Origin of the sequence: Kribbella sp. NBC_01245 (assembly GCF_036226525.1) — a bacterium.
Lineage (GTDB): Bacteria > Actinomycetota > Actinomycetes > Propionibacteriales > Kribbellaceae > Kribbella.
On record NZ_CP108487.1, the window covers coordinates 3,741,533 to 3,767,508 of the forward strand.

Annotated in this window: 27 protein-coding genes; 16 read left to right on the forward strand and 11 right to left on the reverse strand. The window is 66.8% G+C overall.

Annotated elements, in window-relative coordinates:
- The first annotated feature begins 43 nt into the window (after positions 1–43).
- The 7 genes from OG394_RS16395 to OG394_RS16425 all read left to right on the forward strand — a co-directional run bounded on the left by OG394_RS16395 (position 44) and on the right by OG394_RS16425 (position 8,929).
- A complete protein-coding gene (locus tag OG394_RS16395) occupies positions 44–949 on the forward strand; it encodes a carbohydrate ABC transporter permease (RefSeq protein WP_328996228.1) in 906 nt (301 codons plus the stop codon).
- 68 nt (positions 950–1,017) lie between these two features.
- Positions 1,018–1,827: a carbohydrate ABC transporter permease gene (locus tag OG394_RS16400; protein ID WP_328996840.1), complete on the forward strand. Its 810-nt coding sequence runs from the start codon at positions 1,018–1,020 to the stop codon at positions 1,825–1,827.
- 29 nt (positions 1,828–1,856) lie between these two features.
- Positions 1,857–3,209 carry an ABC transporter substrate-binding protein gene (locus OG394_RS16405; protein ID WP_328996229.1) on the forward strand — a complete coding sequence of 451 codons (1,353 nt, stop codon included), beginning with the start codon at positions 1,857–1,859 and terminating at the stop codon, positions 3,207–3,209.
- A gap of 39 nt (positions 3,210–3,248) precedes the next feature.
- Positions 3,249–4,985: a glycoside hydrolase family 35 protein gene (locus tag OG394_RS16410; RefSeq protein ID WP_328996230.1), complete on the forward strand. Its 1,737-nt coding sequence runs from the start codon at positions 3,249–3,251 to the stop codon at positions 4,983–4,985.
- Between the two features lie 161 nt (positions 4,986–5,146).
- The gene (locus tag OG394_RS16415) at positions 5,147–6,622 is read left to right on the forward strand and encodes a glycoside hydrolase (RefSeq protein WP_328996231.1); all 1,476 of its coding nucleotides are present in this window, start codon (positions 5,147–5,149) and stop codon (positions 6,620–6,622) included.
- Positions 6,619–8,013 carry a BNR repeat-containing protein gene (locus tag OG394_RS16420; RefSeq protein WP_328996232.1) on the forward strand — a complete coding sequence of 465 codons (1,395 nt, stop codon included), beginning with the start codon at positions 6,619–6,621 and terminating at the stop codon, positions 8,011–8,013. The genes OG394_RS16415 and OG394_RS16420 overlap by 4 nt, the downstream gene beginning before the upstream one ends.
- Positions 8,014–8,101: 88 nt before the next feature.
- The gene (locus OG394_RS16425) at positions 8,102–8,929 is read left to right on the forward strand and encodes an endonuclease/exonuclease/phosphatase family protein (RefSeq protein WP_328996233.1); all 828 of its coding nucleotides are present in this window, start codon (positions 8,102–8,104) and stop codon (positions 8,927–8,929) included.
- Positions 8,930–8,935: 6 nt separating this feature from the next.
- Here OG394_RS16425 and OG394_RS16430 read toward each other — a convergent pair whose 3' ends face one another.
- Positions 8,936–9,349 carry an SRPBCC family protein gene (locus tag OG394_RS16430; protein WP_328996234.1) on the reverse strand — a complete coding sequence of 138 codons (414 nt, stop codon included), beginning with the start codon at positions 9,347–9,349 and terminating at the stop codon, positions 8,936–8,938.
- 51 nt (positions 9,350–9,400) lie between these two features.
- Here OG394_RS16430 and OG394_RS16435 point away from each other — a divergent pair, with 51 nt between their 5' ends.
- A complete protein-coding gene (locus OG394_RS16435) occupies positions 9,401–9,814 on the forward strand; it encodes a MarR family winged helix-turn-helix transcriptional regulator (RefSeq protein WP_328996235.1) in 414 nt (137 codons plus the stop codon).
- 577 nt (positions 9,815–10,391) lie between these two features.
- A complete protein-coding gene (locus tag OG394_RS16440; protein WP_328996236.1) occupies positions 10,392–11,024 on the forward strand; it encodes a hemerythrin domain-containing protein in 633 nt (210 codons plus the stop codon).
- Here the strand turns inward: OG394_RS16440 and OG394_RS16445 are convergent.
- The 8 genes from OG394_RS16445 to OG394_RS16480 all read right to left on the reverse strand — a co-directional run bounded on the left by OG394_RS16445 (position 10,988) and on the right by OG394_RS16480 (position 17,446).
- Positions 10,988–11,647 (reverse strand): urease accessory protein UreD, encoded by a 660-nt coding sequence (locus OG394_RS16445; RefSeq protein ID WP_328996237.1) that lies wholly within the window; start codon positions 11,645–11,647, stop codon positions 10,988–10,990. The genes OG394_RS16440 and OG394_RS16445 overlap by 37 nt on opposite strands.
- 31 nt (positions 11,648–11,678) lie before the next feature.
- A complete protein-coding gene (ureG, locus tag OG394_RS16450; protein ID WP_328996238.1) occupies positions 11,679–12,380 on the reverse strand; it encodes an urease accessory protein UreG in 702 nt (233 codons plus the stop codon).
- A complete protein-coding gene (locus OG394_RS16455) occupies positions 12,373–13,023 on the reverse strand; it encodes an urease accessory protein UreF (RefSeq protein WP_328996239.1) in 651 nt (216 codons plus the stop codon). Before OG394_RS16455 ends, ureG begins: the two co-directional genes overlap by 8 nt.
- Positions 13,023–14,714 carry an urease subunit alpha gene (locus OG394_RS16460; protein ID WP_328996240.1) on the reverse strand — a complete coding sequence of 564 codons (1,692 nt, stop codon included), beginning with the start codon at positions 14,712–14,714 and terminating at the stop codon, positions 13,023–13,025. Before OG394_RS16460 ends, OG394_RS16455 begins: the two co-directional genes overlap by 1 nt.
- Positions 14,707–15,027 carry an urease subunit beta gene (gene ureB, locus OG394_RS16465; RefSeq protein ID WP_328996241.1) on the reverse strand — a complete coding sequence of 107 codons (321 nt, stop codon included), beginning with the start codon at positions 15,025–15,027 and terminating at the stop codon, positions 14,707–14,709. Before ureB ends, OG394_RS16460 begins: the two co-directional genes overlap by 8 nt.
- Complete coding sequence (locus OG394_RS16470; RefSeq protein ID WP_328996242.1) at positions 15,027–15,329, reverse strand: urease subunit gamma; 303 nt, start codon at positions 15,327–15,329, stop codon at positions 15,027–15,029. Before OG394_RS16470 ends, ureB begins: the two co-directional genes overlap by 1 nt.
- Entirely contained in the window at positions 15,326–16,975 is a 1,650-nt protein-coding gene (locus tag OG394_RS16475) for a purine-cytosine permease family protein (protein ID WP_328996243.1), read from the reverse strand. Before OG394_RS16475 ends, OG394_RS16470 begins: the two co-directional genes overlap by 4 nt.
- Positions 16,976–17,068: 93 nt before the next feature.
- A complete protein-coding gene (locus OG394_RS16480) occupies positions 17,069–17,446 on the reverse strand; it encodes a MarR family winged helix-turn-helix transcriptional regulator (RefSeq protein WP_328996244.1) in 378 nt (125 codons plus the stop codon).
- An 80-nt stretch (positions 17,447–17,526) separates the two neighbouring features.
- On the opposite strand from OG394_RS16480, the gene OG394_RS16485 reads away from it, so the two are divergent.
- Positions 17,527–18,588 (forward strand): substrate-binding domain-containing protein, encoded by a 1,062-nt coding sequence (locus OG394_RS16485; protein WP_328996245.1) that lies wholly within the window; start codon positions 17,527–17,529, stop codon positions 18,586–18,588.
- Positions 18,589–18,600: 12 nt separating this feature from the next.
- Positions 18,601–19,275: an HAD family hydrolase gene (locus OG394_RS16490; protein WP_328996246.1), complete on the forward strand. Its 675-nt coding sequence runs from the start codon at positions 18,601–18,603 to the stop codon at positions 19,273–19,275.
- Positions 19,276–19,327: 52 nt separating this feature from the next.
- On the opposite strand, the gene OG394_RS16495 is transcribed toward OG394_RS16490, so the two are convergent.
- The gene (locus tag OG394_RS16495) at positions 19,328–20,227 is read right to left on the reverse strand and encodes a hypothetical protein (protein ID WP_328996247.1); all 900 of its coding nucleotides are present in this window, start codon (positions 20,225–20,227) and stop codon (positions 19,328–19,330) included.
- Between the two features lie 136 nt (positions 20,228–20,363).
- Between OG394_RS16495 and OG394_RS16500 the strand changes: the two genes are divergently transcribed.
- Together OG394_RS16500 and OG394_RS16505 are read left to right on the forward strand one after the other, a co-directional pair.
- Positions 20,364–21,245, forward strand: coding sequence for an AurF N-oxygenase family protein (locus tag OG394_RS16500; protein ID WP_328996248.1), 882 nt, complete (start codon positions 20,364–20,366; stop codon positions 21,243–21,245).
- Between the two features lies 1 nt (position 21,246).
- Positions 21,247–22,788 carry an FAD-dependent oxidoreductase gene (locus tag OG394_RS16505; protein ID WP_328996249.1) on the forward strand — a complete coding sequence of 514 codons (1,542 nt, stop codon included), beginning with the start codon at positions 21,247–21,249 and terminating at the stop codon, positions 22,786–22,788.
- Positions 22,789–23,117: 329 nt separating this feature from the next.
- Here the strand turns inward: OG394_RS16505 and OG394_RS16510 are convergent, their stop codons facing one another.
- Positions 23,118–23,606 carry a MarR family winged helix-turn-helix transcriptional regulator gene (locus OG394_RS16510; protein WP_328996250.1) on the reverse strand — a complete coding sequence of 163 codons (489 nt, stop codon included), beginning with the start codon at positions 23,604–23,606 and terminating at the stop codon, positions 23,118–23,120.
- A 151-nt stretch (positions 23,607–23,757) separates the two neighbouring features.
- Between OG394_RS16510 and OG394_RS16515 the strand changes: the two genes are divergently transcribed.
- From OG394_RS16515 to OG394_RS16525, 3 genes are all read left to right on the forward strand, one after another.
- Positions 23,758–24,579, forward strand: coding sequence for a hypothetical protein (locus OG394_RS16515; RefSeq protein ID WP_328996251.1), 822 nt, complete (start codon positions 23,758–23,760; stop codon positions 24,577–24,579).
- Between the two features lie 71 nt (positions 24,580–24,650).
- Positions 24,651–25,112, forward strand: coding sequence for a pyridoxamine 5'-phosphate oxidase family protein (locus OG394_RS16520; protein ID WP_328996252.1), 462 nt, complete (start codon positions 24,651–24,653; stop codon positions 25,110–25,112).
- A gap of 31 nt (positions 25,113–25,143) precedes the next feature.
- Positions 25,144–25,911, forward strand: a complete 768-nt coding sequence (locus OG394_RS16525; RefSeq protein ID WP_328996253.1) for a glycoside hydrolase family 16 protein — start codon at positions 25,144–25,146, stop codon at positions 25,909–25,911.
- The last annotated feature ends 65 nt before the right edge of the window (positions 25,912–25,976 follow it).

The window sequence follows — 25,976 nt, forward strand, 5'->3', positions numbered from 1 at the left end:
TAAACATCGACGCGTCGGGCGAAATCAGAAGGAGGTCGACCGCATGGCCGGGCCCATCGCACTGCGGCAGCGGCGCAGGTGGTTCAGCACCGAGAGCAAGGGGTGGATCTTCGTCGGTCCCTTCCTCGCCGTCTTCGCGCTCACCTTCCTCGCGCCGATCGCCTACGCGATCTATCTCAGCCTCTTCCGCGAGCAGGCCTTCTTCGGCGGCAACGTGTTCGTCGGCCTGGACAACTACGTCGACGTGATCGGTGACGCGAAGTTCTGGGAGTCGTTCCTGCGGGTGCTGCTGTTCCTCGTCGTCCAGGTGCCGATCATGTTGGTGCTGGCACTGGTCGCCGCACTTGCGATCGACAGCGCCCGCCTGCACGGGGCGAGCTTCTTCCGGATCGTGATCTTCCTGCCGTACGCCGTTCCCGGCGTAGTCGCCGTACTGATGTGGGGCTTCATCTACGGCAACAACTTCGGTCTCGCGGCAGACCTCAACGAACTGCTCGGCACCACGTCGATCCAGCCGCTGAGCAAAGGCTGGATGCTGCCCTCGATCGCGAACATCGTGACCTGGGAGTTCGTCGGCTACAACATGCTGATCTTCTACTCTGCGCTGCGAACCGTGCCCGAGGAGCTGTACGAGTCGGCCGCGATCGATGGCGCGGGCACGTTCCGGATCATCCGGGCGGTCAAACTCCCGGCGCTGCGCGGCGCGATCGTGATCGCCACCATCTTCTCGATCATCGGCAGTTTCCAGCTGTTCAACGAGCCCAACATCCTGCGCACGCTGGCGCCGAACGTGATCACGACCTACTACACGCCGAACATGTACGCCTACAACCTCTCCTTCGCCGGGCAGCAGTTCAACTACTCGGCCACCGTCGCCATCGTGATGGGCATCATCACGGCCGTGATCGCCTACGTCGTGCAGCTGCGCGGCTCGAGGGAGGCATTGTGAGCACCAGGCCCTCTGTGAGCAACTCCTCGCCGCTCCGGCCGCGCCGGTCGCCCTTGCTGACCGGGATCATGGTCCTCTACCTCGTCTACACATTGGTGCCGCTGATCTGGTTGTTGCTCAGCGCAACCAAGTCGCAGGACGACCTGTTCTCCAGCCCCGGCCTTTGGTTCGGCGAGGGGTTCGCGTTGTTCAGCAACATTCGCGACACCCTGACGTACGACGGCGGCATCTTCCTGCGCTGGCTCGGAAACACCTTGCTGTACGTCGTTGTGGGCGCGGGCGGGGCCACCCTGCTCGCCACGGCCGCGGGGTACGGACTGGCCAAGTACAAGTTCGCCGGCCGCCGAGCCGTCTTCGCCGTACTGCTGGGCGCGGTCGCGATTCCCGGCACGGCGCTCGCGGTGCCGACGTTCCTGATGTTCTCGAACCTGGGCCTGACGAACACCGTGTGGGCCATCATCATTCCGTCGCTGATCAGCCCGTTCGGCCTCTACCTGATGTGGGTCTACGCCCAGGACGCCGTACCGCCGGACCTGCTCGAGGCGGCTCGGCTCGATGGCGCCGGCGAGATCCGGATCTTCTTCACCGTCGCCTTGCGATTGCTTGCCCCCGGCATCGTTACGGTGCTGCTCTTCGCGGTGGTGTCGACCTGGAACAACTACTTCCTGCCGCTGATCATGCTCAGCAAGCCGAGCCTCTACCCGCTCACGGTCGGCCTTACCCAGTGGAGCAATCAGGCCACCGGCGTCGGCGCCCGTCCCATCTACAACCTGGTGATCACGGGGTCCTTGCTGACCATCGTCCCGCTGGTCATCGCCTTCCTTCTCTTACAGCGGTTCTGGCAGTCGGGCCTGACCGCCGGCAGCGTCAAACAGTAGGTGTCATTTCAATGAAGGGGAACAACGCCATGAAGACCAACCATCGGCGCGGCATCCGGCGTCTAGTCGCTGCCGCTGCCGTCATCACGGCCTCCTCGCTCGTACTGGCCGCGTGCGGCTCGGGCGACGACGCCGGTGCCGGCGACCAGCCGCAGGGCTCTCCGGACGCGGTCAACGCCGCGCTCGAGGCGGGCGGCACGATCACCTACTGGAGCTGGACCCCGTCCGCGGAGGCCCAGGTGAAGGCGTTCCAGAAGGAGTACCCGAAGGTCAAGGTGAACTACGTCAACGCCGGTACCGGCAATGACCACTACACCAAGCTGCAGAACGTCATCAAGGCCGGCTCGGGTGCTCCGGACGTCGCGCAGATCGAGTACCAGGCGCTGCCGCAGTTCGCGCTGCCCGGTTCGCTGGTCGACCTGCGCCAGTACGGCTTCGACAGCTTCGAGTCCGCCTACACCCCGTCGACCTGGAACGCCGTACACGCCGGCGAGGGTCTCTACGGACTGCCGCAGGACTCGGGACCCATGGCGATGTTCTACAACAAGGACGTCTTCGACAAGTACGGCCTGACCGTGCCGAAGACCTGGGACGAGTACGTTGCCGCCGGCAAGAAGCTGCACACGGCGGACCCCAAGAAGTTCATCACCAATGACACCGGTGACGCCGGCTTCGCGACCAGCATGATCTGGCAGGCGGGCGGTAAGCCGTTCAAGACCGACGGAAAGAACATCACCGTCGACCTGGCGGACGCCGGCACGCAGAAGTGGACCGGGGTCTGGAACCAGCTGGTCACGGGCGGCCTGGTGGCGAGCATTCCCGGCTGGTCGGACGAGTGGTTCAAGGCGCTGGGCGACGGCACCATCGCCACCCTGCCCACCGGCGCCTGGATGCCCGGCGTGATGGAGGCCTCGGTCAAGCCCGGCGCCGGCAAGTGGCGTGTCGCGCCGATGCCGACGTACGACGGAACGCCGGCGACGGCCGAGAACGGCGGCAGCACGCAGTCGGTCCTCAAGCAGAGCGCGAACCCCGCGCTGGCGGCCGCGTTCGTGCGCTGGCTGAACCACGACGGCGGCGTCAAGCCTTTCCTCGAGAGCGGCGGCTTCCCGGCGACCACCAAGGACCTCAAGGACCCGACGTTCGTCGACAAGAAGAGCGCGTACTTCGGTGGCCAGCAGATCAACCAGGTCCTCACCGCGGCGGCCGGCGAGGTCGTCAAGGACTGGAGCTACCTGCCGTTCCAGCTGTACGCCAACAACATCTTCGGCGACAGCGTCGGGAAGTCGTACCAGACCAAGTCGGACCTGAACACCGGGCTCAAGGCCTGGCAGGACGCGTTGGTTGCCTACGGCAATCAGCAGGGTTTCCAGGTCAACGGCTAACCCGCTTCACCCAGTAGAGAGAGCAGCAGAAAGAGACCCATGGCCGACTTCGCGATCGGTGCGTCCGATTTCCTTCTCGATGGCAAGCCGTTCCGGATCCTGTCCGGGGCCCTGCACTACTTCAGAGTGCACCCGGGGTCTTGGGCGGACCGGATCGAGAAGGCGCGGCTGATGGGCCTCAACACCATCGAGACGTACGTGCCGTGGAACGCGCACAGCCCCCGCCGGGGTGTGTTCGACACCGAGGGCATGCTCGATCTCGCGGCCTTTCTGCGACAGGTGTCCGAGGCCGGGCTGTACGCCATCGTGCGGCCCGGCCCGTACATCTGTGCCGAGTGGGACAACGGCGGCCTGCCGGCCTGGCTGTTCCGGCAGCCCGGCGTCGGCGTCCGGCGGTACGAGCCTCAGTTCATGGCAGAGGTCGAGGAATACCTCCAGCAGGTCTTGCGCATCGTGCGGCCGCTCCAGGTCGACCAGGGCGGGCCGGTTCTGCTCGTCCAGGTCGAGAACGAGTACGGCGCGTTCGGCGATGACCAGGTTTACCTGAAGTCGGTGGCCGAGATCATCCGGCGTTCGGGCATCACCGTGCCGCTGGTGACGGTGGACCAGCCGGTCGACGCCATGCTCACCGCCGGCGGCCTGGACGGCGTACTGCGGACGGCCTCGTTCGGATCGCGCAGCGCCGAGCGGCTCGAGACGCTGCGCGCTCACCAGCCGTCCGGACCGCTGATGTGCATGGAGTTCTGGGACGGCTGGTTCGACCACTGGGGCGGGCCGCACCACACCACCAGCGTCGACGAGGCGGCCGCCGAACTCGAGGCGCTGCTCGCCGCCGGCGCTTCGGTCAACATCTACATGTTCCACGGCGGCACGAACTTCGGATTGACCAGTGGTGCCAACGACAAGGGCGTCTACCGTCCGACGATCACGTCGTACGACTACGACGCGCCGTTGGACGAGGCCGGCAACCCGACGCCGAAGTACGACGCGTTCCGGGAGGTCATCTCGCGGTACGCGCCGGTCCCGGCCGAAACGCCTTCGCGCGGCGCCTCGGTGCCGTCGTACACCGTGCCGCTGGGCGATCCCGTTCGCCTGCTGGCGAATCCCGGCCGGTGGGGCGCCTGGAGCGACCACGGTTCGATGCCATCGCTCGATGAACTCGATGCCCGGCTGGCCCTTTTCCGGACCGACATCAACGTCGAAGGTCCGGCGTTGCTGGCCGTCGACGAGGTGCGGGATCGCGCGACGGTGTTCCTGGACGGGGATCCGGTCGGCGTGCTCGATCGCGAACGCCATGACCAGGCGATCATGCTGCCGCGCGGAACCGGCCGGCTCGAGATCGTCGTCGAGGACCAGGGCGGGGTGAACTACGGAACCCGGATCGGCGAGGCGAAGGGCCTGATCGGGCCGGTACGCCTCGGCTCGGAGGTGCTGTCGAACTGGTCCGCCTGCGCGATCGACCTGGATGCCGTGCCGCGTCTATCCCTGGAGAGCGACCTCCCGGGCGTTGGACCGACGGCCTGGCGGGCGTCGTTCGAGGTGGGGCAGACCACCGACCTCTTCCTCCACACCGAGACGTGGGGCAAGGGAATGGCCTGGCTCAACGGCTTTTGCCTCGGCCGCTACTGGCGAAGAGGTCCGCAGCACACGCTCTTCGTGCCCGAACCGGTCGTACGCTCCGGCCGCAACGAGCTTGTCGTACTGGAACTCGACGTCATGCCCGATCCGACTGCCCGCTTCGGCCCCGCAGCGTCTTTGGGGCCTTTGGAACTGTGAGCCGGTCGGTTCCGATCGACTCTGATCGTTTCTGTTCGGCTCGTTGACCGGCACTACGCCATGCACTGAAGTGGTCTTCCGTCACTCAACCAGGGGACGGCTATGACGCTGCGTGCGCAACCGCCCGGCGCGCGCGTCACCTTTCAATGAGGAGAAGCGCCATGGACTCACCCGTAAAGATCAACCGCCGAACCCTGCTCGCCGCAACCGGCGGCGCGGTCGCGGCCGGAACCCTCGGCACCGGCGTGGCGTGGGCCGACGCCACCGTGGGTGTCGACCCCGCCGCCGACCAGGGCGCGTGGGAAGGCTGGGGCACCTCCCTCGCGTGGTGGGCCAACGTGTTCGGCGATCGGGACGACTTCGCCGACCTGTTCTTCACCACCAAGACGGTGAGCTACAACGGCGCCTCGCTGCCCGGTCTCGGCATGAACATCGCCCGCTACAACCTTGGCGCCTGCAGCTGGAACGACGTCGGCGGCGAGCGCATGGTCGCCTCGCCCAACATCCCGCGGTTCAAGCAGATCGAGGGCTTCTGGCAGGACTGGCGCAACGAGGACCCGGCGTCCTCGGCGTGGAACTGGAACGCCGACGCCAAGCAGCGCGCGATGCTGGTCAAGGCGACCCAGCGCGGCGCGATCAGCGAGCTGTTCGCCAACTCGCCGATGTGGTGGATGTGCTCGAACCACAACCCGTCGGGCTCGGCAAGCGGCGGCAACAACCTCCAGTCGTGGAACCACCGCCAGCACGCGCTGCACCTGGCCGTCACCGCGCGCCGCGCCCGTGACCAGTGGGGCGTGAACTTCCGGACGGTGGACCCGTTCAACGAGCCGTCGTCGAACTGGTGGAAGGCCGATGGCGGGCAGGAGGGCTGCCACATCGACGCCACGACCCAGCGCAGCGTTATCGCCAATATGCGCACCGAGCTGGACCGGTTGGGCTTGAGCGGCGTGGCGATCTCGGCGTCCGACGAGACGAACTACGACCTCGCCCGCACGACGTGGAACAGCTTCGACTCGACCACCAAGGGCCGAGTGAAGCAGGTCAACGTGCACGGCTACCAGGGCCTGAGCGGTCGTCGCGATCTACTGAGCAACGACGTACGCGCGTCGGGCAAGATCCTGTGGAACTCCGAGCACGGCGACTCCGACGGCAGCGGCATGATGACGGCCCGCTGCCTGCTGATGGACTTCCGCTGGCTCAAGCCGACGGCGTGGTGCTACTGGCAGGTGATGGACCCGACGGCCGGCTGGGGCGCGATCCGGTACGACGGCAACTCGGGGACGGCCGGCGCCATAGAGACGAAGTTGTACGTGCTCGCCCAGTTCACCCGGCACATCCGGCCAGGGATGCGGATCATCAACGCAGGGGTGGATTACGCGGTGGCGGCGCACGACTCGGCCGCGAGCCGACTGGTGATCGTTGCCGCGAACAACGGTGCGGCGCAGACGTTGACGTTCGACCTGTCGCGGTTCGGCACGGTCCCGAACGGCACGGCCACCCGCTGGTCGACGCTGACGTCGGGATCCGGCGACCGGTACACGCGGCGGCAGGACCTCACGGTGAGCGGGAAGGTCGTGCGCGTGCCGTTCGCGGCGGGCGCCGTGCAGACGATCCAGGTGGACGGCGTGGTCCGATGAGGACGTTCGTGGCGGCCGCCGTACTCGCCGCTTCCCTGGTCCAGCCCGGTGTCGCGCACGCCGCACCGGGCGTCACCCTGTTGTCGGACTCCGTGCTGGACCAGTCCGCGCTGTACTTCGTGTCGTACGACGGGTTGGTCAACAACAACGCGTTCCAGGATGCGCTGATCACGTACAACGGGCACCAGTACGCGGCGTGGTACACGTCCAGCCGCAACGCCGTGGTCGCGCGGCGTGCGCTGGGCGGCAGTTGGGAGAAGGTCGTGCTGCCGCACCGGCTGAGCGTCAACGACTCGCACAACGTGATCTCGCTCGGGATCTCGCCGCAGGACGGGACGCTGCACGTCGCGATGGACACGCACAACACCCGGCTGTACTACTCGAAGTCGGTGGCGGGGCTCGCCACGCAGCCCGGTTCGCACCAGTGGTCGTCGTCGGTTTTCGGTGCGGTGCAACGGACTTTGGGTGGCGCCGAGCTGGGGAACATGACGTACCCGCAGTTCGTCGTGGCGCCCGGGGGTGCGTTGCAGTTCAGCTACCGGACTGGTGGGTCGGGCAACGGCGTGAACGAGTTGTCCGAGTACACCGGCGGCACGTGGCGAAAGCTTGGCGGGTGGTCGTCCGCGAGTGGGAACTACACCGGGCCGAACGGTGTGGTGTCCACGACGCGGAACATGTACCTGCACGGCCTCACCTACGACCGGCGAGGGCGGCTGCACGCGGCATTCACCTGGCGTGAGGGCAATGCCCGGGTGCTGTGCAACTCGGGCGGCATCACCAACCACGACACCGGTTATGTCTATAGCGACGATCGGGGCCGGACCTGGCGCAACGGCGCGGGCTCGGTCGTCGGGACCACTGGCGGCACGCGCGTCTCGATCAGCTCGCCGGGCCTGATCGCGGACCGCCTGGACCCGAACCACGGTCTGATGAACCAGGAGGGGCAGGGCGCGGACTCCGCCGGCACACCGCATGTCGTGATCAGCTACGTACCGGGGCGGTTCACGCAGTGCGTCTCGAACTATGCGCAGCAACGCACGCAGTACGGCCGCACCTTCCACGTGGTGCGCAACTCGAATGGCACGTGGACCAAACGCGAGGTCCCGGTCGCGCCGGGGAGCACGCAACGCACGAAGCTGGTCTTCGATCGCAACGACAACGCCTACCTGGTGATGCCGCGTGGCCGGATCGTCTCGGCGAGCAGGGCTAGTGGCTGGACCGACTGGGCCCTGGTCTTCGATCGGCCGTCGATGAACGCGTTCGGCGAGGTCAACGTCGACACGTCCAGAGTGGCGGTGGACGGCGTCCTGTCGTTCCAGTACCAGCAACGCTCCACCGGCACGACACCGTCGGCGATCCGGGTGGTCGACGTCCGCCTCGGCCTCGGCTGACCGGGTTTGATCGGGATAGGTCCGCAGCAGCGGTCAGCTCCCTAGCGTGGTGGCTCCGAGGGGGCCGCCATTGTTAGGGAGTGCGCTGATGAGAGTTCGACCGGGCCGGGTTGTGGCGATCGTGTTAGCTGTGGGCGCAGCGTTGAGCACGTTGCTGACCGCACCGGCGACCGCGGTGGTTGCGGAGCCGTACACGTTTTTGAATCTGAGCTTCAACGTCTGTGGCAACAAGTGCAACAACGGCACGCTCGGGGTGGCGGACCACGTCGCGAACTCGATCCTGGACCGCCCGACCAGACCCAGGACGGCAACCCTGCAAGAGATCTGCGCCGGCCAGGCCGACCGGATCCGCAACCGGCTGGCCGCTGCCGACTACCGGGTGATCCACGTGCCGACCGCGCACCACTGCGACGACGGCTCGGCGTACGGCATCGCACTGGTCCATCGCGGCGATCGCGACTGGTACAAGGTGCACGACCTGCCGAACCCGGGTAACCACGAACCCCGGAAGATGGTCTGCGCGATGCTGTCGAACCAGCGGTTCATCGCTTGCTCGACCCACATCGACTTCCACGGCGATGGCACTCGCGGCGCGCAGGTGAGGCGAGTCGCGGCGATCATGGGCGACTACGCCACCGCGGGCCATCCGGCGTTCGTGGCCGGTGATTTCAACGCCGAGCCGACCGACGACGCGATGGACGACATGTACCGCCCGGCCTACGGTGGCGGCGCGACCGGCATTCACACCGAGGGCAACGGCTGCTGCCAACGCTCAGGCCCCGCGACCGCCGATGGTGGCCGCACGATCGACTTCACCTTCATGCGCGCCGCCTCGTTCACCGCGAACTGGTCGGACGTCGCACCGACCACCGTCTCCGACCACCACAAACTCTGGGCCAGCATGACCTTGAGCTGACGCGGGTCATTCCGGGGCGGGTTGGTCGCAGTGTTCGCGCACTGCCGCCAACTCGCCCTCGACCACGGCCATCTGCGCCGCGATCGCGTCGTCAGGCGTGCCGGGCGGGAAGAACAGCGTGAACTGGTATTCGCTGCCGTCCCCGTTGGGCAGCACACGAGTGAACGCGCCGAGGCGCGGGTCATCGGCGGACAAGAGGTCGACCGTGCCGTGCTCACGAGACACCCGTACGGCGATCCGCGTCTCCGCCTCGCCGTTGTCGAGGATCCAGTGATCGCCATCGGGACGGACCGCGCGCGCCACACCAGGAGCCCAGCGGGGAAGCGAGCGCGGATCCGCCACGAAGTCGAAGACGGTCTGCGGATCGGCCTGGATCGAGGTTGATCGGGTCTCGGAGTGGAGAAACGAAATAGTAGGCATGTGTAGATCATATGCATCTGCTTACGATCGGACAACTCCTACGATGCAGACATGGAACGCGAAGAACTCGGCGCGCTGTTCGGGCGCATCGTGCGCAGGCTGATCGCCGCCGAGGGACCAGTGCTGGACGAACACGGCCTTTCGATGTGGGGCTACACCGTGCTGTCGGACCTCGCGCATCGGCCGGCGGGTACGCAACTAGCGCTCGCCAAGGCCATCGGGTACGACAAATCGCGCCTGATCCCCTTGCTCGACCAGTTGGAGCGCGACGGGCTGATCGTTCGCGAGCCGGATCCCGCGGATCGCCGCGCCCACACCGTTCGCCTCACCGAGGCCGGCCAGGCGCTACAGGCCGCTGCGCAGGCAGACATCCGCGCCATGGAGAACGACTTCCTCAGCAACTTCAGCCCCGCCGACCAGCGAGCCCTGTTCCGCATGCTCTCCAACCTGGCCCACGAAGACTGACCACAGGCTGCCGTTCTCGGCGTCAGCCAGGGCGGTACTTCGCCCTTCCTACCCTCTCTCTGCCGCGAATGGTCACCTCTGATCCTCCCGCGAGTGGACGCGTCATGACCTGACCACTCACGGCAGGACGGGACATGGACGGCCGTCGTTCGAGCCGTACCTCGCGCAGTTCGCTTCCGACCGTGGCCAGGGTCGGTGTTGCGGACGCGCAGGTCCACACGGTGGCCGATTTCGTCCCGATTGGGCGTGTTTCGCGCCATCGTGTGAACCTGGCGGTCCGCCAATACCCACGGAACGACAGACACGCTGGTCACCTCGTGCGCATGGCTGTCGCGCGGAGGGGTTCGTTTCGCTGGATTGTGCCGATCCGGTGGTCCTTGGGGCGTGCGGGCTGCTGCGTTCCGCCGTCTCCAGAGATGACGAGCCCAACCACGTGGCACTAGGGGCGCAAGACGCGTCCAATCGCCGCCGTGCAGTGGTGCCACCTTCATCATGATCCGCCCTTTGGTGCCTAGGCGGTGCCGTGATCGGCGCTGTCGGGTGCCTGATCGCGGTTGTGGTGGTTACAGTCAGGTCTATGGCTGAGATGAGTATGAACAAGGCTATTCACGGGGCGTTTCGGCGGGATTTGGATCGGTTTGTGGCAGCGCTCGCGGCGTTTCCCGCCGGGGACAAGAAGCGGGCTGAGCAGTTGGGGTTGGCTTGGGACAACTTCGACGATCAGTTGATGCACCATCACACCAGTGAGCACGCGATCGCGTGGCCGGCGCTGGAGGCGATGGGCGTGAGCCGTGGCCTGATCACCGAGATGGACGCCGAACACGACACCATGGCGACTGCCCTGGGCACCACGCGTTCGGCGATGAGCGCGCTGCGGGCGAGCGCGAGTGCCGAGGACGCCGTGGCGGCGCATTCCGCCATGCTCGAACTGCGGCGAGTCACCGTCGTGCATCTCGACCACGAGGAAGACGAGATCGAGTCGGTGTACCTGGCGAATGAGGGCACGGACGAGATGAAAGCGATGGGCCGCAAGTTCAGCAAGGTCAGCCCGGCCCGCGGCGGCCGCTTCTTCGCCTGGGTCCTGGACGGCGCCACGCCGGCCGAGACGGCCGCCGTCACCGGCACCATCCCGGGCCCGGTCCTGCTGATCATCAACGGCATCTTCGGCGCCTCCTACCGCCGCACCGTCGCCCCCACCTGGCGCTCCTGACCTGCGAGCGCTGTTCCCCAGACCTCGGCGAGGCCGCTGAGGTGCTGGGCCGCGGTCAAACTACGGGCGATCGAAGCCGGGCCCTCCAGTTGGAGGGTGTCCGGCTGGTCGGGGAGGCGGGTGCCCAAGGTGGTGATGGTGTCGAGGCAGCGGGCGTTCCCGAGCACGGCCCAGCCATCGTCGGGACACAAGTCCTCGGCCAGGAGAATCTCGGCGCCGAGCCAGACGCGCGTAGTCGTTCGCAGGCTGCCGCCCGACTCCCCGTGGCGGCCGAGGACAAGCGACTCCCGCAACATTGCCGTGCAGCCCGGCTCGAGGCGCGCGTGCATCGAGCGGGTGACGTCGGCGCCTTCGGAGACGACGAAGGGCTCGCCGTGCCAGGTTAGGCTCGCGCCTTCGGTCAGGGTGATGTCGACGTCCCATCGGCTGGACGCGCCACGCATCGCGTACGCGACGGTTCCAGCGGTCTCGACGATCTCCAGCCGTACGGCGCCGCGCACGACCACCTCGATCCGCACGTGGTCCCCCGCCAGCAACAACGCCGACGCGGCAACCAACGCGACCCGTACGACGCCCTCTCCAGCGGGTAGTCGTCGCGGCGATAACAGACCAGTGGTCAGCACACAGCGAGGTCTGACCGGGTCTGCCGCCACCTCAATGCGTGTGTGTGACAAGTACGCCGTCCTCCCCCAGATGCGAATGCGGCGCCATCGGCCCCGGATCCACCGGCGTATGCGTGCCGCTGCTCACTGCTGACGCCATGGCCAACACCCACGCCTTCAACCGTGCCACCGACTCCGGGTCCGTCCGGGACAGCGCGAGCACCGGCTTGCCGTCGCGAGCGGCCTCCGCGTCGCGGACCATCTGCGCCACGTCCACCCCGACGTACGGCGCGAGGTCCGTCTTGTTCACCACCAGCAGATCCGCTCGGGCGATCCCGGGTCCACCCTTGCGGGCCACGTCACCACCGCCCGCGACGTCCAGTACGAACACCTGAGCGTCAACCAGCGCAGGGGAAAACGTGGCCGTGAGGTTGTCCCCGCCGGACTCGACGAGTACGACGTCCAGCGGCGCGAAGTCCCGTTCGAGGTCCTCTACCGCGATCAGGTTCGGCGTGACGTCGTCGCGGATCGCCGTATGCGGGCAAGCACCAGTCTCGACCGCCCGGATCCGCTCCGGCTCGAGCACGCCCGCGGAACGCAACAGGCGCGCGTCTTCGTCGGTGTAGATGTCGTTGGTGATCACACCGAGGCGTAGTTCGCTGGAGAGTTCCCTGCAGATCAACGCGATCAACGAGCTCTTGCCGGTACCTACCGGTCCAGCGACCCCTAGGCGAAAGGAACGATTCTCAGGCATGGAACAACCTCATTCTCTCGGTGACGTGGGCCTGGGCGAACGTGTCGATCAGTGGAGCGCCACAGGCGGGTATGTCTTCAGGGACGGCTAGTGACGCCGCAACCGCGACAAGCCGCTCGATGTCGCCGTACAGGGAGACGAGCCAACCAGCGGCCTCAGCCGGGTCTACCGGCAACAGCTTGAGGGACGCGGCCACAACCGTCTGCGCGTCTTCGTACCCGACAAGCCTCGCCGTCTGGTCGGCAGACAGACCAGCACAAGCTGCGACGGCTCCAACCACCACAGGCCTCGGTACCTCACTGTCCGGCCGTAGGTGCTGCAGAACCTCAGGCCAAAGCCTCGTGGCCAGACGCAGGTACGCCCGGCCCTGACGACGTGACGCGGCCCGAAGCGCCTGACTCGGCGTACGGGCGTTCCAAGCGGTCTCTACCGGCTCTAGCGACTTCCCGGCCAAGGCGAACGCTCTAGCGACTACTGCCGTACCAGCCTCGACCAGAGCGACCGTACGCAGGCGATCCCGGGCATAGCCGGCCACGTCCGTCACACCCGCGCGAACGGCCGGCTCCAGCCCACCCGACTGCGTATGCCCGCCAGTAGGCAAACGCCCATCGGCCAGCATCATCGCAACGAGTTCAGCGGTCATCAGAACATCGAATACAGCTGCGCCATCGGCAGGACCGAAGCCGGAGCGGGCTCCACCTGCTCACCATCAACGCTGATGGCGAACGTCTCCGGGTCGATATCGATACTCGGCAGGGCGTCGTTGTTCTTCATCTGCGCCTTGCCGACCTCGCGCGTCGGGCGTACGCCGAGCAGTTGCCGCCGCAGCTCGAGTCGATCCGCGAGGCCGTCGTCCAAAGCCGCGGGCGATACGAACGAAACCGCGAGGTTGTCGCCGAAAGCCGGTCGCATCAGCACGGGTTGCGGCGTCGGGATGGACGCGTTCGGGTCCCCTAACCCGGCCCACGCGATCGACCCGCCCTTGATCACCAGTAACGGCCGGACTCCGAAGAACGCCGGATCCCAGAGCACCAGATCCGCCATCCGGCCCTCCTCGACCGAACCGACGACGTGATCGATGCCGTGGGCAACGGCCGGGTTGATCGTGTACTTCGCGACGTACCGCCGGGCGCGCTCGTTGTCGGCCGGCAGGCTGGAACCGAGTGAACCGCGACGAGCCTTCATCACGTGCGCGACCTGCCAGGTCCGCGTGATGACCTCACCGATCCGGCCCATCGCCTGGGCATCGGACGAGGTGACCGACAACGCGCCGAGGTCGTGCAGAATGTCCTCGGCCGCGATCGTGGTGGCCCGGATCCGGGACTCTGCGAAGGCCAGGTCCTCGGGTACGTCGGGGCTCAGGTGGTGGCAGACCATCAGCATGTCGAGGTGTTCGGCGACGGTGTTCACGGTGTGCGGCAAGGTCGGATTCGTCGAACCGGGAATGACGTACGGCTCGGCCGCGATCGACAGGATGTCCGGCGCATGCCCACCGCCCGCGCCCTCCACGTGGAAGGCGTGGATCGACCGCCCGCCGATCGCCGCGAGGGTCGACTCGACGTACCCCGCCTCGTTCAGGCTGTCCGCGTGCAACGCGACTTGCAGACCCCAGTCGTCGGCCGCGCGCAGGGCCGCATCGATCGCGGCGGGCGTCGACCCCCAATCCTCGTGGACCTTATACCCAGCGGCGCCCGCAAGCGCCTGCTCGGCCAATGCCGGAGCGCTGACCGTATTTCCCTTGCCTAGAAGGAGAAAGTTCATCGGCACGGCGTCCAGCGCGCGATGCATGCGCGCCAAATGCCAGGCACCTGGCGTGACGGTAGTTGCCTTTGACCCCTCACTCGGCCCAGTGCCACCACCGACGACCGTGGTGATGCCGGTCGCGAGCGCCTCGTGCAATTGCGACGGCGACAGCAGATGCACGTGCGAGTCGATTGCGCCCGCGGTCAGGATCCGACCCTCCCCCGCGATCACGTCGGTGGAAGGCCCGATCCGCAACCGCGGATGGATGCCGTCGGCAACATCGGGATTACCCGCCTTGCCCAGGGCAACGATCAGGCCGTCGCGAATGCCGACGTCGGCCCGCACGATGCCCCACCAGTCGAGCACCAGCACGTTGGTGATGACCGTGTCCGGCGCCCCCTCCGCCCTGGTCGTCGTACCTTGTGCCATCGATTCCCGGATCGACTTGCCACCGCCGAAGACGGCCTCTTCACCCCCGACCGTGAGGTCTTGTTCGACCTCGATCCAGAGGTCTGTGTCGGCAAGCCTGACCTGGTCGCCAACGGTAGGCCCGTACAACGCGGCGTACGCCGTACGCGAGATCTCAACCATCGTGGTCCTTCAGTTGGATGCCGGGCACACGTCGATTTCCCCGCAGCGCGACGGCCGCGACCTCGCGGGATGCGCCGGGCTCGAAGCGCTGCGACGTTCCCGCCGGTACGTCCAGGCGGAAGCCGAACGCGGCGACCCGGTCGAACTCCAGCGCGGAGTTCGCGTCCGGCAAGTGCAAGTGCGACCCGATCTGGATCGGCCGATCGCCGGTATTGACCACCACCAAGGTGATTCGCTCAGCGCCGGCGTTCAACTCGATCGTCCCCGGCTGGACCCGTACGGCGCCCGGGCCGCTCGTCCTGAGGCCGGCCATCAGAGGATCGGCTCGTGGATCGTGACCAGCTTGCGGCCATCCGGGAACGTCGCCTCGACCTGGACATCGCGCAACAACTCGGCCACGCCGTCCATCACCTCATCCCGGCTCAGCACCGTCCGGCCGCGTTCCATCAAGTCGGCCACCAGCGCACCTTCGCGGGCTCGTTCGATCACCCAGGTGCTCAGCAACGCGACCGCCTCGGGATGGTTGAGCCGCACACCCCTGGCCAACCGATCCCGCGCGACCATGCCGGCCACGGAGAGCAGGAGCTTCTCGGTTTCGGCAGGCGTGAGGTTCATGACGCCGGCAATACGTGGTCGGCAACCTTGTCCGTGCTGAGGCACAACGAGCACACGTAGGCCTCGTGAGTCGCACACGCGGCCATGTCGGGCCGCTCGTAGTCCTGACGACAGACGTGACAAGTCAGTACGTCGCCCGAGGGGTTCCCGTGCTCGTCGTACATCGGCAGGTCGATGCCGTCGTCGGTCCGGCGCAGGTAGTACCGGCCCTTGGTGGCAATGGCGATCACCGGCGGCAGGACGGCCGCGAGCACGATCGCGACGAGCGGGGAGTACGGCTTGATGGCGTCACCGAGTCCGCCGAAGAAGACGAGGATCGAGACGCCCGCGGCGACGAGCATCGAGACGAACCCGACCGGGTTGATGTCGTACAACATGCCGCGACGGAATTCCGGCGCCTTCGGGGACAGGCCGAGCAGGTATTTGTTGATGGAGATATCCGACGCCACCACCACGATCCAGGCGATACCGCAGTTCGCGTAGAACCCGAGAATGGTGTTGAGGAAGTCGAACATGTTCGCCTCCATCAGGACCAGCGCGATCACCAGGTTGAGCCCGAGGAAGACCAGTCGTCCCGGGTAGTGTTTCGTCAACCTGGTATAGGAATTCGTCCACGCCAGCGAGCCCGAATACGCGTTGGTGACGTTGATCTTGATCTGGCTGATCACCACCAGCACCACCGCCAGGGCCATCGCGAACCAACCCGGCAGGAAGCCCTGGTAGATCTCGAGGAATTGGTGCACCGGCTCATTCGCGACACCCGCGCCATCGGCAACGTTCGCGATCAGGTAGACGGCGAGGAACAGACCGACCACCTGCTTGATCGCGCCGAACACGACCCAGCCCGGACCGGCCAGCAGCACGGCGGACCACCAGCGGCGCGAGTTCTCCGGGGTCTTCGGCGGCATGAACCGCAGGTAGTCGATCTGCTCCGCGATCTGCGCGATCAGCGAAAGGCAAACGCCCGCCGCGAGCAACATCGACCCGAAGTCCGTGCCGGTGTTGTCCTCACCGCGATAGGCGAAGAACGTCGACACCGAATCCGGATGCGAGACGACCAGGTAGACGAACGGCAGCACCATCAGCACAAGCCATAGCGGCGTCGTCCAGACCTGCAACGTCGAGAGCACCTTCATGCCGTAGATGACCAGCGGGAAGATGACCAAGGTGGAGACGGCATAACCCAACCAGAGTGGGATATTCAGGCCCAGCTCGAGTCCTTGGGCCATGATCGAACCCTCGAGCGCGAAGAAGATGAAGGTGAACGTCGCGAAGATGACGTTCGTGACCACCGAGCCGTAGTACCCGAAGCCGCTGCCGCGGGTGATCAGGTCGAGGTCGATGTTGTACCGCGCGGCGTAGTAGGCCAGCGGCAGACCGGTCAGAAAGATGACGACCGCGAAGATGCCGATCCCCCAGAGCGCGTTCGTCGTACCGTAGGAGATGCCGATATTCGCGCCGATCGCGAAGTCGGCCAGATACGCGATACCACCCAGCGCCGAGGTGGCGACGACCCCGGTGGACCATTTCCGGTAACTGCGCGGCGCGAACCGCAGGGTGTAATCCTCGAGCGTCTCGCGGGTCGCCGGATCGACGTCCAGCACACCGTGGCGGTCTTGCCGATCGAGCGTGGGTTCTACGGTCACGTCACTCCCCAGTCACTCCCACTGCTCCGGAGCTGGATGCATCCGGATGGAAGGAACCTAGGAGCGGCCTGTTTCCGCGAGATTTCGCAACGACTACGTTCGTGTATTTCCATCTGGAAGTAAGTCGCCGAGCAGCACAGCCTCGATCTGCCGCTCCTCGGTGCGGACCCGCTCGGCGACGGCTATACCGACCGGCGAGAGCGCGGTGACGATGCGGCGGCGGTCGTCGGGGTGGATCCGCCGTACGACCAGACCGCGCTCGACCAGTTTGTCGACGTGCCTGGTCAGACTCGCCGCGGGCAAGGCGGCCGCCTCGGCGAGGGTCGACATCGGCTGACCGGGGTCGGCGAGCAGCACCGACAGGACGCGCCAGTGCTCGATGGTGAGCTCGAGCTCGGCAAGCGTGGGCAGCAGGCCCTGCTCGATCCGGCGCTCGAACTGCCGCAGCACCAGCAACAGGCTGGAAGTCATCAGTGGACCTCCTCCACATCGGTCAGCGACCATAGCCTAAGTGGTCGACTGCCCCGGGAGGTCAACATTGCGTGACGCCGATGCGTGACGTGTTGTCGATCGCCTTCGTGGTGCCGATGGGCGGGCCGACCGGGATCTACGGTCCGTCCTGCCTGGCCTGCGGTCAACTCGCGGTCGAGCAGCTGAACGCGCGCGACGGGATCGCCGGCCGCCAGGTCGAACTCGTTCACGTCGACGCGGGCCGCGCGCCCTCCGTGGTCGCGGCTGAAGTCGGCCGCCTGGTCGATAGCGGCCGGGTGGATGCCGTTGCCGGCTGGCACATCTCCGCGGTACGGGTCGCGCTGACCCAGCGGATCGGCGGCCGGGTGATCTACGCGTTCGCCGCGATGCACGAGGGCAGCGACGACACCCCTGGCGTGTTCATGCTCGGCGAACGCCCGGTCAATCAACTGCTGCCCGCGACCCGGTGGATGCGTTCGGAGCTCGGCGCGGATCGATGGGTGGTGGTGGGCAACGATTACGTCTATCCCCGCGTCACCGGCGGCACCGCCCGGCGCGCGCTGACCGGGACGGGCTCCAGCATCGTGGACGAGGCCTATGTGCCGCTGGGTACGTCGGACTTCCGCGGCGTACTCGCGGATCTCGACCGGTCCGCGATCGACGGCGTGATCATGCTGCTGATGGGGCAGGACGCGGTCCACTTCAACCGCCAGTTCGCCCGCGCCGGTCTCAGCGATCGGCTATTGCGGTTGAGCCCTGCCATCGAGGAGAACACGCTGCTCGGTGCGGGCGCCGATGCCAACAACGGCCTGTACGCCGCGGCCGCGTACTTCGACGCCCTCGGCACGGTCGAGAGCGGCGAGTTCGCCCGCGAGTACAACGCCCGCTTCGGCCCCTGGGCACCAGCCCTGAACGCCGTCGGCGAATCCTGTTACGAGGCGATCCACTTCCTCGCCCGCGTCGGCCGCGTCACCGGCTCCATCGACGTAAGCGCCGCCGCCGCAATGACCTCAGGCCACTTCTACGACAGCCCGCGCGGCCTTCTCCGCCTAGCCGGCAACCTCGTCGACCAAGACGTCTACCTAGCCGCCGCGCACGGCCTCGACTTCCAAATCCAAGCCCAAATAGCCCACACCACCTGACAGAATCCGGGCATGCTGCGTGCCGTGCTCTTCGACCTCGACGACACCCTTGTCGACCAGCACTCCGCTGCCGTTGAAGCCGTTCTGGCTTGGGCCGCCGAGCGCGGCATCACGGAGCCGGACGTCAGCGAGAGATGGGCACGCGTATCCGAAACCCACTACACCCGATACCAACTGCGCGAGTTGACGTTCGAGGAGCAACGACGCGAGCGGGTTCGCGAGTTCCTGGACCTCAGCGTCAGCGACGACGAGGCGGACGCGATCTATTCCGGCTACCTGACCCGCTATGAGGCGGCCTGGCGACTGTTCGACGACGCGATCCCTGCCCTTCGCCGAGCACGTGCGGCCGGCCTGACGGTCGGCGTGCTCACCAACGGCGACGAGACCCACCAACGGTTCAAGCTCAACCTGCTCGGCCTCGCCGACGAGGTCGACCTCCTGATCGCGTCCTCCACCCTGCCGGCCGGCAAGCCCGCCCCCGCCGCCTTCCACCACGCCATCAACCGCATCCAGACGCCCGCGCCCGAAACGCTAATGGTCGGAAACTCCCTCGAGAACGACGTCCTCGGCGCCCAATCCGCCGGCCTACCCGCCGTCCTGCTAGACCGCCACAACGCCCACCCCCAGGCCGCCGTACCCCGCATCCAGTCCCTCAACGACCTCGACTTCAACCTTCCACCTCGCTGACCAATCGTCGGCAAACGCCCGGTTCGACGACGGTAGAGGTCTGCTTTGGTGATCAGGTTTCGTCGGTGTCGGGACGGGATCGGCCCGGACGGCGGCCTGGTCGCGGGGAGTTGCGTGCGGGTGGGGCGAGGTTCTGGGTACGACGACTCGCGGCTAGTCGGCGGCCGCCGTGGCCGGTCTCGGAACCGGTGCTCACGGGTCGCGGCTCGACCGGGTAGATGTCGCGCGCGATCGCCGACCGCTTGGGTGGCTCGGTGGCCGGATCGCTTGCCTCACGAGATGAGATCGCCCGCCAGCGAGTGGCACCGAGGACGGCGACTGTCGCCTCTTCCTCGACAACGGCCACCGATTGCGGTCGGCGCGAGGCCTTCTTCCCGGGCGTCGCCTTCTTCGCAGGCGTCGGCGCCAGCGCTTCCTTTTCGCGCGCGGTCATCTCGCGCGAGGGTTTCGCCGGACTCTTCGGCGCGCGATGGGTCTTGGGTGCGGGGAGTTTGGTGCGGAGGACGAGGCCGAGGCTGTGGGCGAGTTCGCGGACGACCGCGAGGTTGAGGGCGATCACCGGCAGGCTGACGGCACTCATCAGCACCGCCTGACCGCCGACGGCCCAGTCCTCCGGACCGGTTCGCCACATTGCCCCGAACATCACCACCAGGCAGATATTGGTCAGACCGCCCGCGAGCGTGGTGGCGACCGTCCAGCGCAACACCGGGCCGCTCAGCTCGAGATCGTCGGCCGCCGCGATCAGGCAGCCGATCAACCCGGCCAGCAGCGGCACCGTGTAAAGCGCCGCCAGGCCGAGACCGGTCCCGCCCAGCACGTAGAGCGCGTCGAACACGAGCGCCGTACCGGCCAGCGCCCCGGCGAAACAAACCACCATCGGGTGGAACGCCCGGATCAGACTCAGGGCATCCGCACCGAGATTCCCGAGCGCCCGAACGATATTGCTGAGCAAAAGACCCTTCCCCGCGAGTCGAAACGAAACCGCTGCCTTGATTCTGCCTTCTTTCGCCGGTTCCTGCTTCAGCACCGTATGTTACATTTTCGATGTCACATGAGGAGTGGCGGATATCCGGTCAAAGGAGGCAGGTATGTCCAGCACTGATCACGCGGTGGCCCGGCGGTTGCTCGACTCGGCCGCGCAGTTGTCGTACGACCCGGCCGTCGAGGTCGATTGGGACACTCCCGTCGATCCGGACCACTACGGCATGAGCCCGGAGTGGAGCACGCTCTACGGCACGGCGCTTTGGGCTGAGCTGACGCCTGCTCTGCAGCGCGAGTTGACCCGGCACGAGTCGGCATCCGTCGCCAGCACGGGGATCTGGTTCGAGATGATCCTGCAGCAGATGATGTTGCGCGACATCTATCGCACTCCGCCGGCCGATGCCGAATTCCAGTGGACGCTGACCGAGATCGCGGACGAGTGCCGCCACTCGATCATGTTCGCCCGGACCTGCGCGAAACTCGGCACCCCGCCGTACCGGCCGACGCGCACCGTGCTCGAACTCGGTCGCGCCTTCAAGACCTTGGCGTACGGCGAATCGGCGTACGCGGCGATTCTCGTCGCCGAGGAAGTGCTCGACGTGATGCAGCGCGACTGGATGCGCGACGACCGGGTGGCGCCGTTCATCCGTACGGTCAACAACATCCACGTGGTGGAGGAATCCCGGCACATGAAGTTCGCCCGGGACGAGGCGCGCGAGCGGTTGCGAGGCGCCAGCCCGGCGAGGCGTCGTACGAGCGCGTTCGTGGTGGCCGCGGCGGCGTACTTCATCGTGACGAGCATGGTCAGCGACGACGTCTACGCTAACGTCGGACTGGACCCGCGGCGCGCTCTTCGCGAGGCACGGGCGAACGAGCATCACAAGTCGCTGATGCGATCGAGTTGTGCCGGCCTGATGGACTTCCTCGGCTCGGTCGGGCTGCTCACGCGGCCGGCGATCCGGATCTACCAGCGCGCCAACCTGATTTGAGATGGCGTTCGCGATCACCCAGACCTGCTGCAGCGACGCCACCTGCGTTTCGGTCTGCCCGGTCAACTGCATCCACCCGACGCCCGACGACCCGGACTTCGGCAAGACAGAGATGCTGTACGTCGATCCGCAGACGTGTATCGACTGTGGAGCTTGCGCCGACGCTTGTCCGGTAGACGCGATCTTCCCGGTTGACGAGCTTCCTGCGGCTCAGGCGTCGTATGCCGGTCTTAACGCGTCGTACTACGCGGACAAGCCGTTGGCGCCTGTGGTCGCTGGGCCTACGTTTCACGCTTGGGGGCCGCCGTCGTTCCACCGGAGCTTGCCGGCCGACTTCGCGCCTCTGCGGGTTGCGGTTGTTGGTACTGGGCCTGCGGGGATGTACGCGGCTGAGGATCTACTGCTGAATACGAACGCGCAGGTGACGTTTGTGGACCGTTTGCCGCTTGCTGGCGGGTTGATCCGGTATGGCGTGGCGCCGGATCACCTGTCTACTAAGAAGATCGGTGAGACGTTTGAGAGGTTGTACCGGCATCCGCGGGCTCGGTTGAGGCTTGGCGCTGAGGTTGGTCATGGGGAGTTGGCGGCCTCGTATGATGCGGTGATCTATGCCGTTGGGGCTACGGACGATCGGCGGTTGGGGATTCCGGGTGAGGATCTGCCGGGCAGCGTCGGGGCTGGTGCGGTCGTTGCCTGGTACAACGATCATCCCGAGGCGGTGCGGATCGCGTGTGACAGCGAGCGGGTAGTGGTGGTGGGGACGGGCAATGTCGCGTTGGACATCGCGCGGATCCTGCTCAGCGATCCGGCAGCACTTGCCGCGACCGGGATGCCGTCCGACGTCTTAGCGTCCCTTGGGAAGGTGCGCGAGGTGGTCTTGCTTGGGCGACGCGGGCCCGCCGAAGCGGCGTACACCGGCTCTGAGTTCCTAGCGATGCGGTCGCTACCTGGCGTTGAGGTCGTCGTGGACTCCGCGGGCTGCGCCCCCGATCCTGGTGTCGGGCAGACCGGACTACTGGCTGGGATGCGCGCCAACGATCCTGATGTCGGGCAGACCGGACTGCTGGCTGGGGTGCGCGCCAACGATTCTGGGGGCGGGAAGGCCGGGCTGTTGGCTGGGGTGAAGGTCGAGAAGGTCGACTGGGCTCGGCCGCCTGGGGTTGGGCGTCGGTTGGTACTGCGGTTCGGTTCGGTGCCGTCGCGGGTGTTGGGTTCCGCCGCCGTTCGGGGGTTGGCGTTGGCTGATGGCACCGAGATTCCGGCGGGATTGGTAGTGCGGGCGATCGGCTTCCGCGGGCGGCCGATCCCGGGCCTGCCCTTCGACGAGACCACTGGGACCGTGCCTCATTCGGCCGGCCGAGTGGACGGCGTGCCTTTCACCTACGTCGTCGGCTGGATCAAACGCGGCCCATCCGGCGGTATCGGCACCAACCGCCCCTGCGCCCGCGAAACCGTCTCCACCCTCCTCGCCGACACCCTCGCCACCCGCCGGCCCCACCAACCCACTCCGCCCTCCCCCATTCGCAAGAGCCGCCCGCTCTAGCTCGCCCCGCCCTCCCATTTCCGAGGACGGCCCGCTCCAGCTCGCTCAGCGCCCCCCCACCCGCGAGGCGGCCCGATCTAGCTCGTTCAGCGCCCCCCACCCGCGAGGCGGCTCGTTCTAGCCCATTCAGCGCGCTCCCCATCTCCGAGGCGACCCGTCCTAGCCCGTTCAACAGCCCCAATTCCGAGCGTCGACCCTCGGAATAGGGGGTGGGACTCGCCAAACTTGGGGGGTCGACTCCCCATTCCGAGGGTCGACCCGCGGAATAGGAGCGACCGGGTCGGGCCCGATCGCGTCGGAGTCGCGGCACGGATGGCGGGGGTTTGGGGTCAGGCGTCGGTGGCTAGGACTAGGCGGCGGAGGAGGTTGTTCAGGAGGTCCTGGTCCTTGGCGGGGAGGTGGCGGATGAGGTCTTGTTCGACCTTTTGCTGGTCCTCGATCGTGCGTTCCCAGATCTTGTGGCCTTCGCGGGTGAGCGTGACGAGGACGCGGCGGCGGTCGTCGCGGTCGTGGTCGCGTCGCAGGTAACCCGCTCGCTCCATCGCGTCGAGGCGGCTGGTCAGCGTGGCCGGGGACAGGCTGAGGTGTTTGGCGAGCTCGCCCGGCGTGGCCCGGTACGGCGCTCCGCCGCGGCGCAGCATGTGCAGGGTTTTGAAGCCCCAGTGCGGGAGGTTGTGGGCCGAGAGCGCGGCCTCACGCTGGCGGTCGAGATGCCGGACCAGCACCTGCATCCGGACGGCGATGCCCTCGACTCGCGCGTCGATACCTTCCTGCTCGTCGCGCCAGAGTTCGATGTGGGCATCCACGAAGTCCTTCATAGTCCAAACTTTTTACCAGCTAAAGGTTTGTTGTCCAAAATTTCGACATCGAAACACTCTGGCGGCAGGTTCGACCAGTCGGCGGGTTCGACCAGTGGGCACGACGGGGTTGGACCTCCTGATGAAACCTCTAGCTGGAAGTGGGGCCGGGATGGCACAGATCGGGATGGACGTCATTGCGTCAGCAGGAGCCGCGTTGTTGCGCAGCGGGCAGTGGGAGGCGGCTCGCGATCTTCTTACGGCTGGTACGCCGGCGGACGCCTCCGAGCGGCTAGCGCTCGCGATGGCCGAGGCAGAGGTTGCTGTGGACCAGGACTTCGCTCAAGGTACCGACACGGCGCCGGCCAAGCTCGACGTACTTGCAGGGCTTGTAGAAACCACTGAGGCCCAGTGGGACTTGGAGATGCTGCGACTCCGGTACGCCTACTTGAGCGCGCTGTTCCGCCCAGCGCAGCCCGAGACGACCAGGGCCGCCGCGACGGCTGGTGCCGACGTGCCGGCTGGTGCCGACCTGTTGGCGGAGAGGGCGGCCGGGTTGCGGGAGACGGCGCCGGATGATCGGCGGGCCGGTTCGGTGGCGTTCTACTCCGGGTTGATCGAGGACAACCTGCGGAGTGACTCACCGAAGGCCTTTCCCTTCTTCAGCGAGGCTTTGACGCTCGCGGACAAATGCGGGGACGGGCTGTTGGCGGCGTTGGCGCTTCGGCATCTTGGGGATCACGCGCATACGGCAGGGGACCTGCAACTCGCTCGGGCTCAGTGGGAACGGTCGACCGAGTTGCGGCAGACGGCCGGCCACGTGCTCGGCGTACTGGCTCAGCAGATGTTGCTGGCCCAGCTGATGCGGGATGAAGGCGATCCAGGTGCGGCTCGTGGGCTGGCTTTGGAGGTACGGCGCTGGGCCGGTTCGCTGGAGATCGGCTGGATCGCCGGCGAGGCCGATTCGCTGCTGGCGTCCGTCCCGCCCCATTGAGCTGTCGTCACATCCTGGGGGTGGGATCCGTCATCATTACGGATGCCACCCGAATTCCGGAGGAGAACAGCATGACCGTGCCACCGCCCCGCGCCCTGAAACAGCGTGTGCAGGACAGCCTCGAGCGCTTCGAGCAGGACGTGGACGCCTGGGTGGCAACGGCCTCCGCCGATGACGACGTGCCGTACCTGATCCCGCTCTCCTTCCTCTGGACCGACGGCACGCTCCTGCTCGCCACGGCGGCGTCGGCCCCGGCCGGGCGGAACCTGCTCGCCGGCGGCAAGGTCCGCCTCGGCATCGGGCAGACCCGGGACGTCGTCCTGGTCGAAGGGCTCGCGGAGTCCATCCCAGCCGCCGAGTTGGACGACGCGACCGGTGATGCCTTCGCGGTGAAGACCGGGTTCGACCCGCGCACGCTGAGTACGCCGTACTTCTACTTCCGGGTCCGGCCCCAGCGCGTACTGGCCTGGCGCGAGGAGAACGAACTGCGCGATCGGGTCATCATGCGCGACGGCCAATGGCGTACGGACTGAAAGTGTCGGTGGCTGGTTCTAGGGTCGGTTCATGACTCTTGACCGGGATGGTTACGAGCTGGAGTTCGAGGACCAGTTCGACCAGGCCGAGCTTGATGGGCGCTGGTTGCGGTTCTACGCGCCGCATTGGAGTTCGCGCGCTGCCACGGCGACGCGGTTCACCACGGGCGACGGGCGATTGCGGCTGCGGATCGACGAGGACCAGCAGCCGTGGTGTCCGGAGTTCGACGGGCCGATCAAGTGCTCGGCGTTGCAGACCGGGCAGTTCTCCGGGCCGGTCGGCAGCGAGATCGGGCAGTACCGCTTCCAACCGGGCCTGGTGGTTCGGGAGGAGCAGGAGAACGTCCGGCTGCACACCCCGCAGTACGGCCTGTTCGAGATCCGCTGTCGCGCGCTGGACGATCCGGCCGCCATGGTCGGGCTCTGGATGATCGGTTACGAAGAGGAGGCGCCCGAGCAATCCGGGGAGATCCTCATCTGCGAGATCTTCGGCAAGAACGTCGGCGCCGGGCGGGCCGCGGTCGGCATGGGCATCCGCCCGTTCGGCGATCCGGGTCTGACCGACGAGTTCGAGGAGGTCGAGCTGGCCATCGACGCCCGCGACTTCCACGTGTACGGCGCGGAGTGGACGCCCGACCTGGTCCGGTTCTTCGTCGACGGCGAACAGGTGAAGATCAGCCACCAATCGCCGGACTACCCGATGCAGTTCATGCTCGCCCTGTACGAATTCCCCGGCGAGCAGACCACTCATCCAAAAGAGTTCGAGATCGACTGGTTCCGCTCCTACCGTCGGGCGTGAAGTTTTTCTGCCGAAGCGAGAAGGATCCGAGCGACTGCGGGCAAGTGGTGATCGATCCGTCCGGT

Bases quoted from the DNA above. Each gene is read 5' to 3' on its own strand.
- OG394_RS16470 (WP_328996242.1), bottom strand. From the start codon at position 15,329: ATGAACCTCACGCCTGCCGAAACCGAGAAGCTCCTGCTCTCCGTGGCC.
- OG394_RS16525 (WP_328996253.1), top strand. From the start codon at position 25,144: ATGACTCTTGACCGGGATGGTTACGAGCTGGAGTTCGAGGACCAGTTC.
- OG394_RS16425 (WP_328996233.1), top strand. From the start codon at position 8,102: ATGAGAGTTCGACCGGGCCGGGTTGTGGCGATCGTGTTAGCTGTGGGC.
- OG394_RS16510 (WP_328996250.1), bottom strand. From the start codon at position 23,606: ATGAAGGACTTCGTGGATGCCCACATCGAACTCTGGCGCGACGAGCAG.
- OG394_RS16515 (WP_328996251.1), top strand. From the start codon at position 23,758: ATGGCACAGATCGGGATGGACGTCATTGCGTCAGCAGGAGCCGCGTTG.
- OG394_RS16415 (WP_328996231.1), top strand. From the start codon at position 5,147: ATGGACTCACCCGTAAAGATCAACCGCCGAACCCTGCTCGCCGCAACC.
- OG394_RS16500 (WP_328996248.1), top strand. From the start codon at position 20,364: ATGTCCAGCACTGATCACGCGGTGGCCCGGCGGTTGCTCGACTCGGCC.
- OG394_RS16490 (WP_328996246.1), top strand. From the start codon at position 18,601: ATGCTGCGTGCCGTGCTCTTCGACCTCGACGACACCCTTGTCGACCAG.
- OG394_RS16460 (WP_328996240.1), bottom strand. From the start codon at position 14,714: ATGGTTGAGATCTCGCGTACGGCGTACGCCGCGTTGTACGGGCCTACC.
- OG394_RS16410 (WP_328996230.1), top strand. From the start codon at position 3,249: ATGGCCGACTTCGCGATCGGTGCGTCCGATTTCCTTCTCGATGGCAAG.
- OG394_RS16455 (WP_328996239.1), bottom strand. From the start codon at position 13,023: ATGACCGCTGAACTCGTTGCGATGATGCTGGCCGATGGGCGTTTGCCT.
- OG394_RS16430 (WP_328996234.1), bottom strand. From the start codon at position 9,349: ATGCCTACTATTTCGTTTCTCCACTCCGAGACCCGATCAACCTCGATC.
- OG394_RS16400 (WP_328996840.1), top strand. From the start codon at position 1,018: ATGGTCCTCTACCTCGTCTACACATTGGTGCCGCTGATCTGGTTGTTG.
- OG394_RS16505 (WP_328996249.1), top strand. From the start codon at position 21,247: ATGGCGTTCGCGATCACCCAGACCTGCTGCAGCGACGCCACCTGCGTT.
- OG394_RS16435 (WP_328996235.1), top strand. From the start codon at position 9,401: ATGGAACGCGAAGAACTCGGCGCGCTGTTCGGGCGCATCGTGCGCAGG.
- OG394_RS16420 (WP_328996232.1), top strand. From the start codon at position 6,619: ATGAGGACGTTCGTGGCGGCCGCCGTACTCGCCGCTTCCCTGGTCCAG.
- ureG (WP_328996238.1), bottom strand. From the start codon at position 12,380: ATGCCTGAGAATCGTTCCTTTCGCCTAGGGGTCGCTGGACCGGTAGGT.
- ureB (WP_328996241.1), bottom strand. From the start codon at position 15,027: ATGGCCGGCCTCAGGACGAGCGGCCCGGGCGCCGTACGGGTCCAGCCG.
- OG394_RS16405 (WP_328996229.1), top strand. From the start codon at position 1,857: ATGAAGACCAACCATCGGCGCGGCATCCGGCGTCTAGTCGCTGCCGCT.
- OG394_RS16485 (WP_328996245.1), top strand. From the start codon at position 17,527: ATGCGTGACGTGTTGTCGATCGCCTTCGTGGTGCCGATGGGCGGGCCG.
- OG394_RS16520 (WP_328996252.1), top strand. From the start codon at position 24,651: ATGACCGTGCCACCGCCCCGCGCCCTGAAACAGCGTGTGCAGGACAGC.
- OG394_RS16395 (WP_328996228.1), top strand. From the start codon at position 44: ATGGCCGGGCCCATCGCACTGCGGCAGCGGCGCAGGTGGTTCAGCACC.
- OG394_RS16440 (WP_328996236.1), top strand. From the start codon at position 10,392: ATGGCTGAGATGAGTATGAACAAGGCTATTCACGGGGCGTTTCGGCGG.
- OG394_RS16480 (WP_328996244.1), bottom strand. From the start codon at position 17,446: ATGACTTCCAGCCTGTTGCTGGTGCTGCGGCAGTTCGAGCGCCGGATC.